General features: G+C 60.8%; 11 protein-coding genes and 1 tRNA gene. 6 read left to right on the top strand and 6 right to left on the bottom strand.

From position 1 onward, the window contains the following. Window positions 1-8 precede the first annotated feature (8 nt). Together TM49_RS23710 and TM49_RS23705 are read right to left on the bottom strand one after the other, a co-directional pair. Complete coding sequence (locus tag TM49_RS23710) at window positions 9-185, bottom strand: hypothetical protein (RefSeq protein WP_158498662.1); 177 nt, start codon at window positions 183-185, stop codon at window positions 9-11. Continuing rightward, a complete protein-coding gene (locus TM49_RS23705) occupies window positions 178-345 on the bottom strand; it encodes a hypothetical protein (RefSeq protein WP_158498661.1) in 168 nt (55 codons plus the stop codon). The genes TM49_RS23710 and TM49_RS23705 overlap by 8 nt, the downstream gene beginning before the upstream one ends. A gap of 106 nt (window positions 346-451) precedes the next feature. On the opposite strand from TM49_RS23705, the gene TM49_RS18150 reads away from it, so the two are divergent. Then, window positions 452-1,357 carry a LysR family transcriptional regulator gene (locus tag TM49_RS18150; RefSeq protein ID WP_045683319.1) on the top strand — a complete coding sequence of 302 codons (906 nt, stop codon included), beginning with the start codon at window positions 452-454 and terminating at the stop codon, window positions 1,355-1,357. 41 nt (window positions 1,358-1,398) lie between these two features. On the opposite strand, the gene TM49_RS18145 is transcribed toward TM49_RS18150, so the two are convergent. Continuing rightward, on the bottom strand, window positions 1,399-2,016 hold the full coding sequence (locus TM49_RS18145; protein WP_045683318.1) for an exopolysaccharide biosynthesis protein: 618 nt from the start codon (window positions 2,014-2,016) through the stop codon (window positions 1,399-1,401). A gap of 502 nt (window positions 2,017-2,518) precedes the next feature. Here TM49_RS18145 and dnaE point away from each other — a divergent pair. Both dnaE and TM49_RS18135 read left to right on the top strand, forming a co-directional pair. Then, window positions 2,519-6,013, top strand: a complete 3,495-nt coding sequence (gene dnaE / locus TM49_RS18140; RefSeq protein ID WP_045685458.1) for a DNA polymerase III subunit alpha — start codon at window positions 2,519-2,521, stop codon at window positions 6,011-6,013. Window positions 6,014-6,132: 119 nt separating this feature from the next. After that, window positions 6,133-7,449, top strand: coding sequence for a porin (locus TM49_RS18135; RefSeq protein WP_244464754.1), 1,317 nt, complete (start codon window positions 6,133-6,135; stop codon window positions 7,447-7,449). A gap of 133 nt (window positions 7,450-7,582) precedes the next feature. Here TM49_RS18135 and TM49_RS18130 read toward each other — a convergent pair. Next, window positions 7,583-7,669: transfer RNA gene (locus tag TM49_RS18130), tRNA-Leu, on the bottom strand. A gap of 414 nt (window positions 7,670-8,083) precedes the next feature. Here TM49_RS18130 and TM49_RS18125 point away from each other — a divergent pair. Beyond that, on the top strand, window positions 8,084-8,836 hold the full coding sequence (locus TM49_RS18125) for a tetratricopeptide repeat protein (protein ID WP_244464874.1): 753 nt from the start codon (window positions 8,084-8,086) through the stop codon (window positions 8,834-8,836). 47 nt (window positions 8,837-8,883) lie between these two features. Here TM49_RS18125 and xth read toward each other — a convergent pair whose 3' ends face one another. Continuing rightward, on the bottom strand, window positions 8,884-9,675 hold the full coding sequence (gene xth / locus TM49_RS18120) for an exodeoxyribonuclease III (protein ID WP_045683314.1): 792 nt from the start codon (window positions 9,673-9,675) through the stop codon (window positions 8,884-8,886). A gap of 477 nt (window positions 9,676-10,152) precedes the next feature. On the opposite strand from xth, the gene TM49_RS18115 reads away from it, so the two are divergent. Beyond that, window positions 10,153-11,502, top strand: a complete 1,350-nt coding sequence (locus TM49_RS18115) for a uracil-xanthine permease family protein (RefSeq protein ID WP_045683313.1) — start codon at window positions 10,153-10,155, stop codon at window positions 11,500-11,502. Window positions 11,503-11,573: 71 nt separating this feature from the next. Here TM49_RS18115 and erpA read toward each other — a convergent pair whose 3' ends face one another. Beyond that, the gene (gene erpA / locus TM49_RS18110; RefSeq protein WP_045683311.1) at window positions 11,574-11,906 is read right to left on the bottom strand and encodes an iron-sulfur cluster insertion protein ErpA; all 333 of its coding nucleotides are present in this window, start codon (window positions 11,904-11,906) and stop codon (window positions 11,574-11,576) included. A gap of 188 nt (window positions 11,907-12,094) precedes the next feature. On the opposite strand from erpA, the gene TM49_RS18105 reads away from it, so the two are divergent. Continuing rightward, window positions 12,095-13,312 carry a deoxyguanosinetriphosphate triphosphohydrolase gene (locus TM49_RS18105; RefSeq protein ID WP_045683309.1) on the top strand — a complete coding sequence of 406 codons (1,218 nt, stop codon included), beginning with the start codon at window positions 12,095-12,097 and terminating at the stop codon, window positions 13,310-13,312. Window positions 13,313-13,317: the final 5 nt, after the last annotated feature.

Genomic DNA, 13,317 nt, shown 5'->3' with positions numbered 1-13,317 from the left:
CAAAAGCGTCAGGAAAGACGATGCGCCGCAAGTCCGGCGATTTTTTGCCCGGACGGCTGGCAGAATGGCGCGATTTTTCTCGATTTGACGATCATCATGCAGACGTGATGCGGTTCGCCGCAGCGCAGCATGCCTTGGCCCGGCCGGGCCAGCCGGGCCTGGCCGGGGCATTGCCGCTCAGTCATAGATCCAGAACTTCTCCTTCGCGACGACGTCGTCGCGCAGATGCGGCGGTATCCGCGAAAGGCTGCGCTCCAGCATTTCCTTGCGTCGCTGTTCGTCGCTACGCCGTGTCAGGTTGGTGAACGGGCGGATGAGGTGGTGCAGTATGGCAAACAGGCCCATGGCTCTTCTCCTTCGTTGATGACGGTGAAGATAGGCGGCTTTGACATTCAATCAAACGAAATGTTATGACGGTTCATGTCAAAATAATTGAACGATAGGTGGCACGATGACCAACCTGATGCAGACGCCTCTGCCGGTGCTCGACAATGACATTCTCCGCACCTTCGTCGCGATCGCCGAGAGCGGCAGCTTTTCGGCGGCGGCCGAGACCGTGTTCCGGACGCCCTCCGCCGTTTCGATGCAGATCAAGCGGCTTGAGGAGCAGCTCGGTATCCAGCTCTTCGTTCGGGATGCCCGTTCCGTGCGGCTGACCGAATCGGGGGAGACCCTGCTTTCCTACGCGCGGCGCATGCTGGCGCTTTCCAACGAGGCGATGTCGCGCTTTCGCCGGCCGGACATGCAGGGCGTCGTTCGCCTTGGTGCGACCGACGATATCGGCGAGCGGATTCTGCCCACCATTCTCAAGCGGTTCGCCGAGGCCTTTCCCGGCGTCATGGTCGATGTCACGATCGACAACAGCATCGGCCTGAAGAAACGCCTGAACGAACAGCGGCTGGACCTGACCCTCCTCAATACCGGCGATCTGGCGGCCGACGGCGAAGAGACCGAGCTGATCCATCGCGAGCGCCTCGTCTGGGTCGGCGCCCGCGGTGGCACGGCCTATCTGAAGGAGCCGCTGCCGGTGTCGATGTGGGAGAGTTCCTGCGCCTGGCGCGCCGAGGCCGTGAAGCACCTCTCTGCGGCGGACCGGCGCTACCGCGTGGCCTATATGAGTGCGACGACAATGGTGCAAAGGGCTGCCGTGCTGTCCGATCTCGCCGTGGCGCCGCTTGCCGCCTATTACGTGACCGACGACATGGATGTGCTTGGCGCCGAGCACGGCCTGCCGGAGCTCGGCCATTACGACATTGGCCTCAGACGCGGGCCGGGCGGTGGCGAACTCGTCGAGGCGGTTGCAGATGCGATCCGCCACGCCTTCCGCTCAGTGCAGGCGCAGAGCCGCGCGGCCTGACCGCACTCGAGACTAATGATTTTGAGGCTTTCGCTCGCACTTCAGAAGATGAGGGCGAGCAGAGCGCCTGCGGCGAGCACGACGAGACCGGCAAGCAGGATCGCGACCACGCCGACGATCGAGCCGACGATGATGCCATAACCATCGCGCTCGGTGACCGAAAGGCCGATAATGCCGAGTGCCAGCGCCGGCAACCAGTTGCCGAAGGGGATGGGACAGAACACGACGATGGCGAGGATCAGCGCATAGGCACCGAGAAGGCGCTCGGAGCGCCGTGTCTTCAAAAACCATGCACGCGGGCGGATCCCGCCCTCGATCCATCTGAGCCAGGGCAGGATCTTGTCCAGCGCATCCGCGCAGCGTTTGCCATCGATCGAAACGCGCGCAATCCGCTCCGGCAGCCAGATTGCATTGTGGCGTGAGGCCATCATCTGCCAGGCGATGAGGATGAGCGGAATACCAAGGACGAGGGTCGCGCCCGGCGGTAGCGGCACCAGGTTCGGTATGGCAAAGACAACCAGGAATGCGCCGAACGACCTGTCGGCAAGCGCCTCGTCAAGCTGGCGAAGGCTGACGCGTCCGCTTTCATCCGGCCTGAGCTCGGCGAGAATATCCGAAAGCCTGCGCCCGTGTTCCGCTTCTGCTTGCTCGTCTGCCACGCTGTCCGTCCATCGTTCGTTAGGGTCGTGCAAGATGTAGGGTGTTGCGGACGACAAGTGAAGCCTGGCGGAGGCGATGCTGCCGTGACACCGCTTTTGCGCCCGGCCGGGTGCGTGCAAACAGGAGCCGCGACCACCGGAACGCATGGCCAGTCATTTTTTTGCATCTCCAAGTGGTTGAATCCAAATCTGATTCGCTCAGGCGAAAAAGGCCGCGGATAAAAATGATTGTAATTAGAACAAAAACGGAACAGTATAAAAACAGATAAGGAACAGGAGCTTGGAAATGACCGACATCATGAGAGACATTGCTGCATTCTTTTCCATCAGCATCTTCGTCGCCAGCATGGCGCTGATCATCGGTGCCTTCTGAGACGCGCCGCCATGCCCCGCCATCCGGGAAAAGCTTTCTGTGCATTGTCGGCGCTGAGCCGGCGCACGAAGTGCCACGGCGGGGCTTTGTCTTTATAGTGGCGGCCGGACTTTGGTGATGGAGCTGAATATGGCCGGTATGGATGCACGACGGGATGAAACTGCGGACGCGGACGCACGGGCGGTCAGTTTCGTTCATCTTCGCGTGCATTCCGCCTATTCGCTCCTCGAAGGAGCGCTGCCGCTGAAGACTGTGCTGAAGCGGGCTGTCGCCGATTGCCAGCCCGCTATCGCGGTGACCGATACCAACAATCTCTTCGGTGCCCTGGAGTTCGCGCAGAAGGCGGTCGGCGAGGGATTGCAGCCAATCATCGGCTGCCAGCTCTCCATCGACATGGAGGATGGCAGCGACGGTGAACGCCGCGGCGGCTCGCATCTTCCGGTCAAGCTGCCGTCGATCGTGCTGCTTGTTTCCAATCCAGAGGGCTATGCCAATCTTCTCGATCTTGTCGGTGAGGCCTATCTCGGCGGCAATGGAAATGACAGCGTTCATATCAAGAGCAGCTGGCTTGAGGGACGGACCGAAGGGCTGATCGCGCTCAGCGGCGGGCCGGGCGGCCCTATAGATCAGCCGCTAGCCCTCGGTTTCGAAGAGAAGGCGATTGATCGGCTATCGCGGCTGAAGGCGCTTTTCGGCGATCGGCTCTATGTCGAGGTTCAGCGCCACGGTGAATACGACGTGCAGCAGGAGCGCCGCGTTCTGAAGCTCGCCTATGATCTCGATCTGCCGCTCGTTGCCACCAATGAACCCTTCTTTCCCGCGCGCGAGGATTTCGAGGCGCATGATGCGCTGATGGCGGTTGCCCACAATGCGATCGTGTCGGATGACCGCCGGTTTCGTCTTACGCCGGATCATTACCTGAAGCCCCAGGCAGAGATGGCCGCACTCTTTTCCGACCTTCCCGAAGCCTGCGAGAACACGATCGAGATTGCCCGGCGCTGCAGCTTCATCCTCAACACCCGCGACCCGATTCTGCCACGGTTCACCGGCGGCGCCGAAGATCCGGAAGCCGCGGAAAAGGCGGAGGCGAACGAGTTGCGCCGGCAGGCGCTGGAAGGGCTCGAGAAACGGCTCGCTCATGTCGGTCTGAGCGAGGGGCACAGCCGGGAGGACTATTTCACCCGCCTCGACTATGAACTCGGCATCATCGAAGGCATGAAATTCCCGGGCTACTTTCTGATCGTTTCGGACTTCATCAAATGGGCGAAGGAACACGATATCCCGGTCGGGCCCGGCCGCGGCTCCGGTGCGGGTTCGCTGGTCGCCTATGCGCTCACGATTACCGACGTCGATCCGCTGCGGTTTTCACTGCTGTTCGAACGCTTCCTTAACCCCGAACGCGTGTCGATGCCCGACTTCGACATCGACTTCTGTCAGGATCGGCGTGAAGAGGTCATCCACTACGTCCAGCAGAAATATGGTCGCGCCCAGGTCGCGCAGATCATCACCTTCGGGTCGCTGCAGGCACGCGCGGCGCTGCGCGATGTCGGCCGCGTGCTGGAGATGCCTTACGGCCAGGTCGATCGCATCTGTAAGTTGGTGCCGAACAATCCGGCAAACCCGGTGACCCTTGCCAAGGCCATCGAGGACGAGCCGAAATTCCAGGAAGCCGCCGAGGAAGAGCCGATTGTCGGCCGGCTGCTGACGATCGCGCAGAAGATCGAGGGGCTCTACCGCCATGCCTCGACCCATGCCGCCGGGATCGTCATTGGTGACCGGCCGCTGTCCAAGCTCGTGCCGATGTATCGGGACCCGCGCTCGGACATGCCGGTGACTCAGTTCAACATGAAGTGGGTCGAGCAGGCGGGGCTGGTGAAGTTCGACTTCCTTGGCCTGAAGACGTTGACGGTGCTGAAGACGGCGGTCGATTTCATTGCCCGGCGCGGTATTTCCGTCGACCTTTCGACCGTGCCGCTCGGCGATCCGCCGACCTACGAGATGCTGGCCCGCGGCGAGACGGTCGGGGTGTTCCAGGTGGAAAGTGCCGGTATGCGCAAGGCACTCATCGGCATGGCACCCGACCGTATCGAGGATCTCATCGCGCTGGTGGCGCTTTATCGTCCGGGTCCGATGGAGAATATTCCGGTCTATAATGCGCGCAAGCATGGCGAGGAGGAGATCGAGTCGATCCATCCTGTGATTGACCATCTCCTGGCCGAGACCCAGGGCGTGATCATCTATCAGGAGCAGGTGATGCAGGTCGCCCAGGTGCTGGCCGGCTATTCGCTCGGCGAAGCCGACCTTCTGCGCCGCGCCATGGGCAAGAAGATCAAGGAGCAGATGGACAAGCAGCGTGTCCGCTTCGTCGAAGGCGCTGTCGAGCGGGGAGTGAAGAAGGGGCGGGCGGACGAGATCTTCGACCTGCTTGCGAAATTCGCCAATTACGGTTTCAACAAGTCGCACGCTGCGGCTTACGCCATCGTCTCTTATCATACGGCCTATCTGAAGGCGCATTACCCGGTCGAGTTCCTGGCCGCGTCGATGACGCTCGACATGGCCAATACCGAAAAGCTCAACGACTTCCGTCATGATGCCAAGCGCCTCGGCATCGAGGTCGTCGCGCCTTCGGTGCAGACCAGCTATCGTCATTTCGAGCCGGGCGAGGCTCGCATCTATTATGCGCTCGCCGCAATCAAGGGTGTCGGTGAGGCCGCGGTCGATCACATCGTCGCCGCCCGTGGCGACCGGCCTTTCGATAGTCTCGAGGATTTCTGCCAGCGCATCGACCCGAAACAGGTGAACCGGCGGGTCCTTGAAAGCCTGATCTGCGCCGGCGCCTTCGATTGCTTCGGCAAGGACCGCGCGGCCCTGCTCGCCGGCCTCGATCGGATCATCGGCTTTGCCCAGCGCACGCAGGATGATCTCGTCAGCGGTCAGGGCGATATCTTCGGCAGCAGCGGCGGTGTCTCGGCCATCGTTCTGCCCGACTATACGCCGCTGCCCGATTCGGAACGGCTGATGCGTGAGTATCAGATGCTCGGCTATTACCAGACGGCGCATCCGCTCGATGCCTATGCGGACCTTCTGTCGAAGATGCGGGTGCAGAGCTTTGCGGATTTCTCGCTCTCGGTGAAGAACGGCTCCGATCGCGGCCGTCTTGCTGGCACGGTGGTTGGCAAGCAGGAGCGCAAGACCAGAACCGGCAACAAGATGGGCATCATCGCCTTTTCCGATTCGACCGGACAGTTCGAGGCGGTGCTGTTTTCCGAATCGCTCTATCAGTATCGCGATCTCCTGGAGCCCGGCACGTCGGTTGTCATCACCGTATCCGCGGAAATGCGGCCCGAGGGTATAGGCATGCGCATCCAGACGGTGCAGTCGCTTGAGGAGGAAGCCGTGCGCCAGCAGAAGGCGATGCGAATCTTCCTGCGCAACGAATCGCCGCTCGCCTCGCTCGCCCGCCATCTCAATGACAATGGCGACGGGCTCGTCTCCTTTGTCGTCATCCAGAACGATGGCTTGCGCGAAGTCGAAGTGGAACTGCCCGGAACCTATCGCCTCTCTCCGGAAGTGGCGTCGGCCATGCGGGCGGTCTCGGGCGTCATCGACGTCGAGCTGGTCTGAGCGAAGGGCCGGTTTAAGGGCGGCGTATCTGCTGCGCCCGCCGCAGGTGTGCGGGCGGGAGATTCGCTTGTCGGGCGGAGAAGGGGACTGCCGGCCGCTCGCCGGAAGCATGTGAAGGCTTGTTTTTCTTTACCTTTTGTAAAGATTTGTGGCGGCAGGGCACGAACTTGTTGCCAATCCGCAACAGCAAGCGGGTAAGGAAGGGGTCGAGGGCAGAAACAGGACGTTTCGCGATTGCGATCAGCAGCCGCTCTTGTATGTTCATCTTCGGAAGCGAGGGCGAGACGGCCCAATCTTCTTCTAACCAGGGGATGGGGCAGGGAACGCCTCGGCGAAAATCCCAGACCCGCTTTAAACCTTATTTGGAGGTCATTATGAACGTTAAGAGCCTTCTCCTCGGCTCCGCTGCCGCCTTTGCTGCAGCTTCGGGCGCTCAGGCGGCCGACCCGGTAGTGGTCATCGAGCCTGTAGCTGCTAACTACGTAGAAGTCTGCGACGCTTTCGGCGCCGGTTTCTTCTACATTCCGGGTACTGAAACCTGCCTCGACTTCGGCGGTTATATCCGTTTCCAGGTCGACTTTGAAACGGGCGATGCTGCTCGTCTGAGCGATGGCGACTGGGGTAGCTGGACCCGTGGTCACCTGGACATCACGTCCAAGACCGACACCGAGCTCGGCACGCTGACCGGCGTTATCAAGATTAACGCTGAGTATTCGAGCAACACCTACTTCAACGGTAGCGGCGTCAAGCTCGACCAGACCTACCTTGGTCTTGGTGGCTTCCAGGCTGGTTACTTCACCAGCTACTGGGATGATGGCCTCGTTGGCGAAATCGACGATCTGTCGGGCGAAACCAAGTTCAACTCGATGCGTTACGGCATCGTTGCCGACGGCTTCATCGCTGGTCTCTCGGTTGACGCTCTGAGCCCGTCGATGATTTCGTATGACTACACGCCGGCTTCCAACCACGTTGGCTTCTCGAGCCGCATCGGCTTTGCTGCCGGTGGCGTCGACATGAAGCTCGATGGCGGTTACGACACCTACAACGAAGAAGGTTCGCTCCGTCTGATGGCTGGCTTTGCTCTCGGCCCGGGTGAACTTAACTTCGGTGCTCAGTGGGCCAGCGGCTGGAACGCATACGCCAACAAGGCCGACGATTACTTCGGTCCCGGCGCCTACTCGGATTGGGCTGTTGCTGTTGGTTATGGTCTGAATGTTTCGGACAAGTTCAAGGTAACCCCGGCCTTCCAGTACACCCATCTCGACGACACGGCTGCTGGTATCGAGGCCGACTCGTACTGGCAGGGCGGCGCTCTGTTCGAATACGAGATCGTCGACGGTCTGGCTGCCAAGCTGAACCTTCAGTACTACAAGGCTGACGACGCTGACGACCAGGACCTGTTCAACGGCTGGTTCCGTCTGCAGCGCGACTTCTAATCTGAAGTTGACGTAATCGAGAAAGCCCGGTCTCCGACCGGGCTTTTTTTGTTGGTTGGGTTGCCGATATGACGGAGACCGGCCCGTGGCGGTCGTCGATATGTTGTCGTGGTGTCGGAGGGCGGTGCCAGGGTGGTGCGGACGGCGGGGATCGAACCCGCATGACCAGAAGGTCGAGGGATTTTAAGTCCCTTGCGTCTACCAGTTTCGCCACGTCCGCGGGGCGCGGTTCTGTGTATTACGGCTTTCCAAGCGGCGCAACTCGCCTGCAGCGGCTTTCAGCGATTTGGCTGCGGCTATGCGGCTTTTTTCGTGCCCTGTGCCTTTGCGGCTCCGGTTACGTTTTGTTAGCCGTTCGGTCTATTTCACAAAGTGTGTCGCTTGCGTCACAGTAATTGGCTTGAAAATCCCGTAGAACCATTCTCTGCAGGTCCGTCCATTTCCCGCCACAAACGCGGAGCATCTGTGGGCCTCAAGCCGCCGGCGAAAAGGGCGGATAGTAAAGGGTCATGCGGCAGCGGCGCGAGGCCTTGCGGATGGCAAGGGCGGCTCTGGGCCGAAGCTTCGGTAGAAGATGCGTTTGATGATGATGCACAGTCTCAGACAGATCGGGTTTTGCGTTGCCGTGGCCGGCATGCTGGTCAGCGCACCGGCGCTTCGGTCGGCAATGGCTTTCGATATCTCTTCCGACGTGCCGAAGGATTCCGGTCGGTTCGATCTGTTCCGCTTCGCCTTCAAGGCCTACAAGAACGGCGACAAGGAAAAGGCCGTCGAGGCCTATCGCTATGCCGCCGAGAAGGGGCATACCGGCTCGCGCTGGGCGCTGGCCAACATGTATGACTCCGGCGACGGCGTGCCCGAGAATGACTACGAGGCTTTCAAGTATTACGCCGAAATCGTTAACCAGGATGTGGAGCCCGGCTCGCCCGATACTGGGTTTTACGTCAACGCTCTTCTGGCGCTGGCACGCTACTACTATACCGGTATTCCGGGCTCTGCCGTCAACCAGGACCTGGCGCAGGCTCGGCAGCTCTACTTCCAGGCTGCCTCCGTATTTGGCAATCCCGATGCGCAGTTTCATCTGGCCGAAATGATCCTGAACGGTGAGGGGGGCGCCAAGAATGTCCGCCTTGCCAAGAAATGGCTCAATCTTTCGCGCAAGAACGGCAATGTCGGCGCCATGGCGGTTTTCGGAGATCTCATCTTCAATGAGGGGCAGGCGGTTCTCGGCCTGGCCTATCTGACGATGGCGGCCGATCATTGCCCACCGAGCGATTGCGCCTGGATCCGCGATCTGCAGGAGAAGTCATTCTCCGTGGTCGATGAGACAGATCGGCGGGGTGCCGTCGCACTGGCCCAGAACATGAGCACACCGCCGTCGCCCTGACAGCGCCGACATGCCTGCGCGCTGTCAGAAGCCCGCGCTGATACGCCCTAAACCCAATCGAATTCGAAGGTGCCGACGACCGGAACGTGGTCGGACGGCTTTTCCCAGCTTCGCACATCCTTGCCGATTGCCGTTGCGGTCAACCGGTCGGTCGCTTCGGCGGAAAGCAGCAGGTGATCGATGCGGATGCCGTTGTTCTTCTGCCAGGCGCCGGCCTGATAGTCCCAGAACGTGTACTGGCCGCCGTCATCGCTGCCGGCCATCACCGCGTCCGTCAGGCCGAGGCCGATGAGGGCGGAAAAGGCTTCCCTGGTCTGCGGCAGGAACAGCGCGTCACCGGCCCAGACAGCGGGGTCGTGGCAGTCCTGCGGGCGCGGAATGACATTATAGTCGCCGGCGAGCACCAGCGGCTCCTCGAGCGCCAGCAATGTGCGCGCATGCTCTCTCAGTCGTGCCATCCAGCCGAGCTTGTAGGGATACTTGTCGCTATCGACCGGGTTGCCGTTCGGCAGATAGATGGAGGCAACGCGAATGACGCCGCCGGCAACGCTGAAGACGCCTTCGATGTAGCGTGACTGCGCGTCCTCGTCATCGCCCGGAAGGCCGCGGGAAACGTCTTCGGGCGGGCGCCGCGAAAGCAGCGCGACGCCGTTGAAACCCTTCTGGCCGTGAGTTTCGACATGGTAGCCGAGCGCTTCGAATGTTGCGCTGGGAAAGCCCTCATCGACCGACTTTATCTCCTGCAGACAGACGATATCGGGTTTTTCAGTCTCCAGCCACTGGGCGAGATTTTCCTGCCTGGCCTTGATGCCGTTGATGTTCCAGGTGGCTATTTTCATGGTCAAAATCCGGGCTCGTAGCTGGTGCGGCGATTGCCGCAGGGGCGCCTCCGGCATGGCTCAGGGCGAAGCCGCGGGCTGCCGTATCAAATCAGCGCGATCATGCCGGATGAAGGCGGGGAGCGATAGCCCTTGGCCGTGATATGTCTGTGGACCGGCCGTCGATCTGCCGCTGCGGAGGGCCCGTGGCGGTTCGCCTGATCCTCTGGCGTGGAGGGTGTGATGACCGTCACTCGCGCGAATTTGCCCGCATTTTATGCAATTCGCGTTTACCTTGCATTCAATCTGCACTTTCAGAGGGATGCGGTTCCTGGCCTGGAGCCGCGCCAAGGGGGCGGACGCCGTTGATTTCGCGCCGTTGCCCGCAAAATGCAACGCATGCTTTATTGTGACGCTTTTATGGCACGGATGTTGCTTGGCAGACCCTGTATCGAAAGTGTCGATCAAGCGGCCGAGACCGCGGGGGAAATAGGTTTCATGACGGAACACCATCACATCATCTACAAGCTCAACGACGTGCCTTCGCCGGCAGCGTCCTTTCTGGCAGCCTTCCAGCATATTCTGGCCAGCATCATCGGCATCGTGACGCCGACGCTGATCATCGGCGGCGCGCTCGGACTTGGCGAACACATGCCTTATCTGCTGGCCATGTCGATGTTCGTATCGGGCGTGGCAACCTTCATTCAGTGCAAGCGCATCGGGCCGGTCGGCTCCGGTCTGCTCAGCGTGCAGGGCACCAGCTTCGCATTTCTGGGTGTCATCCTGGCCGCGGGTTTCGCGGTGAAGGGCAGGGGCGGCACGCCGGAAGATATCCTGGCCATGATCTTCGGCCTTTGCCTTGTCGGCTGCATCGTCGAGATCGTGCTCAGCCAGTTCATCACCCGCATGGGCCGCGTGGTGACACCGACGGTTACCGGCATCGTCATCACCGTCATCGGGCTGAGCCTGGTGAAATCGGGCTTTACCGATTTTGCCGGCGGCGCGGCCGCTGGTGAAAATCTCGGTGCTCCCGTCAATATCTTCCTCGGCCTCCTCGTGGTTGCGGTCATCATCCTGTTTTCGTTCAGCAAGCACCCGATGGTGCGTATCGCCGCCATCATGCTCGGTCTGCTGGTCGGCTTCATCGTCTCGATCTTCTTCGGCATGGTGAACTTCAGCCAGCTCGGTACCCAGCCCATTTTCGCGGTGCCCATGCCATTGAAATTCGGTCTTGATTTCGACCTCGGCCTGTTCATCCCGATTGCGTTCGTCTACCTCATCACCGCCATCGAAACGACAGGTGATCTCACCGCGAACTCGGTGATCTCCGGTGAACCGGTACAGGGCGATGTCTATATGAACCGCATCAAGGGCGGTGTTCTGGCCGACGGTATCAACTCCGGCCTTGCCGCACTGTTTTGCACCTTCCCGAACACCACCTTCAGCCAGAACAACGGCGTCATCCAGATGACCGGCGTCGCCAGCCGCCATGTCGGCCTCTATATCGCCGGCATCCTTCTGGTGCTGGGCTTCTTCCCGATCATCGGTGGGGCTTTCCTGCTGGTGCCGAAGCCGGTTCTGGGCGGTGCCACGGTTGTGCTGTTCGGCTCGATAGCCGTCGCAGGTATCCGCATCCTGGCATCGGAGCCCATTGACCACCGCAAGGTCTATATCATGGCGGTGTCATTCGGCCTCGGCCTTGGCGTCACGCTGGTGCCGCAGTCCATGCAGCAGATGCCTGACATCATTCAGAAGGTGTTCGCAACGCCGATCACGCTTTCCGGCCTTTCGGCCATCCTTCTCTCCCTGCTGATCCCGGAAGGGGCCGGCAAGGCAATTGAAGAATAGAAATTGCAAGAAAAAGGGCCGCGGCGAAAACCGCGGCCCTTTCCAAAACTTGGGTCCTGCTCGGACCTAGACTAGATGGCGAAGCTGGTGCCGCAGCCACAGCTTGCCACGGCATTGGGGTTCTGGATCTGGAACGACTGGCCCAAGAGGTTGTCGACAAAGTCGATTTCGGCGCCGGCCATATAGACCAGCGAAATGCTGTCGATGACAACGACGGCATCGCCCTTTTCGATAACGACGTCATCGTCGTCGCGGGCATCGACCAGATCGAACTTGTAGGAAAAGCCCGAGCAGCCACCGCCCTCGACGGAAACCCTCAGGGCCTGCTTGCCATTTTCGCTGCCAATGATGCTGGCGATCCGCCGCGCGGCACTATCGGAAAGCGTTACTGTCTGCGTATCCATGATTTTCTCCGTGGCTCCTGCCACCGACCGGGCAGCGGGCCTTCATCCAGAACATGGCATTGCCGGCCATGTCTTTCAATGGTTTTGAAACTTAGTTAAGAACGGCGCATGCAACCGTCAACGGGCAAGATTTGCATGTCGGCCCAGAGGCCCTCTCTGCGTCTTCTCCCTCGGCAACAGGACATGAAATGACCATCGACAAGAATGCGCTGGGTTTCGGCGATGTGGCGCGCGCGGCCTATGCCTGCGACCCGTGGGAAAGCCGGGGCCGGCTTTATCCCGAGGGCGACAGCCTGACCCGCTCGACCTTCCAGCGCGACCGCGACCGCATCATCCACACCACCGCCTTTCGTCGGCTGAAGCACAAGACCCAGGTGTTCATCGCCCAGGACGGCGATCATTATCGCACCCGGCTGACCCACACGATCGAGGTGGCGCAGGTGGCGCGGTCGCTCGCCCGGGCGCTGCGCCTCGATGAAGATCTCGCCGAAGGTGTCGCCCTCGTTCATGATTTTGGCCACACGCCCTTCGGCCATACCGGCGAGGATGCGCTGCACGAGAAGATGGCGGCCTTTGGCGGCTTCGATCACAATGCGCAGTCGCTGCGCATCGTCACCAAGCTTGAGCGCCGCTATGCCGAATTCGATGGCATCAACCTCACCTGGGAAGCGCTCGAAGGGCTGGTGAAGCACAATGGTCCGCTGGCCGACGCCACGGGCGCGGGGCTCGATGGACCGATCCCCCAGCCGATTCTCGATTATTCGGAGCGTCATGACCTCTGGCTCCAGACGCATGCGAGCCTTGAGGCGCAGGTGGCCGCGATTGCCGATGACATCGCCTACAACACCCACGATATCGATGACGGGCTGCGTTCGGGCTATCTCACCTTCGAGATGCTGGAGGAGGTGCCGTTCCTGCACGCCCTGATGACGGAGGTCGGCAATCGCTATCCGGGGCTCGAGGCCAGCCGCTTCACCAACGAGATCATGCGCCGTCAGATCACCGCCATGGTCGAGGATGTCATCGCCGTCTCGCAGGCGAACCTTAAGGCGCTGAAGCCGGCAAGCGCGGACGAGGTCCGGCACGCCGGGCGGACCTTTGCGAGCTTCTCGCCGGAAATGTCGGAGATCGACCGGCAGATCAAGAAGCTGCTGTTCACCCATATCTATCGCCATCCCGATATCATGGAAATCCGCAAGGGAGCGGCGCAGATCGTCACCGACCTGTTCGATGCCTATATTGCAGACCCGACGCTTGTCGGTGACCAGCCCTGGACGGACAGCATTGCCGAACTGACGCCGGCGCAGCTTGCCCGCAATGTCGCCGACTATCTGGCCGGCATGACCGATACTTATGCCTACAACACTCACCGCCGGCTGTTTGACCATACCCCCGAATTACGCTAGGAGCC

Origin of the sequence: Martelella endophytica, assembly GCF_000960975.1 — a bacterium.
Taxonomy (GTDB): domain Bacteria; phylum Pseudomonadota; class Alphaproteobacteria; order Rhizobiales; family Rhizobiaceae; genus Martelella; species Martelella endophytica.
This window is presented reverse-complemented; position numbering and strand designations above follow the sequence as displayed.

Coding starts and splice junctions, on each gene's coding strand:
- TM49_RS23710 (WP_158498662.1), bottom strand. CDS start 185: ATGACTGAGCGGCAATGCCCCGGCCAGGCCCGGCTGGCCCGGCCGGGC.
- TM49_RS18115 (WP_045683313.1), top strand. CDS start 10,153: ATGACGGAACACCATCACATCATCTACAAGCTCAACGACGTGCCTTCG.
- xth (WP_045683314.1), bottom strand. CDS start 9,675: ATGAAAATAGCCACCTGGAACATCAACGGCATCAAGGCCAGGCAGGAA.
- TM49_RS18125 (WP_244464874.1), top strand. CDS start 8,084: ATGCTGGTCAGCGCACCGGCGCTTCGGTCGGCAATGGCTTTCGATATC.
- dnaE (WP_045685458.1), top strand. CDS start 2,519: ATGGCCGGTATGGATGCACGACGGGATGAAACTGCGGACGCGGACGCA.
- TM49_RS23705 (WP_158498661.1), bottom strand. CDS start 345: ATGGGCCTGTTTGCCATACTGCACCACCTCATCCGCCCGTTCACCAAC.
- erpA (WP_045683311.1), bottom strand. CDS start 11,906: ATGGATACGCAGACAGTAACGCTTTCCGATAGTGCCGCGCGGCGGATC.
- TM49_RS18105 (WP_045683309.1), top strand. CDS start 12,095: ATGACCATCGACAAGAATGCGCTGGGTTTCGGCGATGTGGCGCGCGCG.
- TM49_RS18150 (WP_045683319.1), top strand. CDS start 452: ATGACCAACCTGATGCAGACGCCTCTGCCGGTGCTCGACAATGACATT.